This window comes from Mesorhizobium sp. M7A.F.Ca.CA.003.01.2.1 (assembly GCF_003998945.1).
GTDB lineage: Bacteria > Pseudomonadota > Alphaproteobacteria > Rhizobiales > Rhizobiaceae > Mesorhizobium > Mesorhizobium ciceri.
The window spans coordinates 1-754 of record NZ_RZRA01001494.1 but is presented as its reverse complement, the minus strand read 5'-3'; the positions used below and the strand labels follow the sequence as shown (position 1 = coordinate 754).

The 754-nt window shown below is 65.5% G+C and carries 1 pseudogene; it reads left to right on the top strand.

The features are described 5' to 3' along the window. Positions 1-754, top strand: a pseudogene (locus tag EN969_RS33720) (hypothetical protein); the annotation flags it as partial.

The window sequence follows — 754 nt, the reverse complement described above, 5'->3', positions numbered from 1 at the left end:
CAGAGGGGGGCCTCGTAGAGCACTGCCATCAGCTGTTGGCGTTATTATCTGCGGCGCTGTTTGCCCTCCTCCCCACCCCAGCCTTCGCCCACGCCTCCGACCGGGGCCACGTCCTGCTGTTGCCGACCGGCTACTATCTGGTCGGAGGCGCCTTCGCCGTGGCCGTCAGCTTCCTCGTCCTGGCGCTGCTGCCGGCGGCTTCGCTTGCCCGCTTCTGGCGCCGACGCCTGCCGCTGTTCACCTTCGGCGACAGCGCCCGCGCCGCCATCAGCCTGATATCCTTTGCCGGCTTTGCAATTCTCATCGCCGCCGGCCTTTTCGGCAGCCACGACCCGCTTTCAAACCCGCTGCCTTTGGTGATCTGGACCCTTTTGTGGGCCGGCGTCACGCTGTTGCAAGGCCTCTTCGGCGATCTCTGGTCATGGCTGAACCCCTGGTATGGACCATGGCGTATCGCCTCGCGCCTGTTCGGGACCGGGACATGGCGCCTGCCCCGATGGGTCGGCTGCTGGCCTGCGGCCATCTTGTTCTTCGCCTTTGCCTGGTTCGAACTCATCGATCCGGCGCCCGACGATCCGGCGCGTCTGGCCGTGGCCGCCGGCCTCTACTGGCTATTCTCTTTCCTCGCCATACTGGCGTTCGGCTATCGCGGCTGGAGCCGCAGCGGCGAATTCCTGACGGTCTTCTTCTCCATGGTGGCGCGTTTCGCAATTGTGGTACGGAACGAACATGGCCGGCTTGCCCTGTGCTGGCC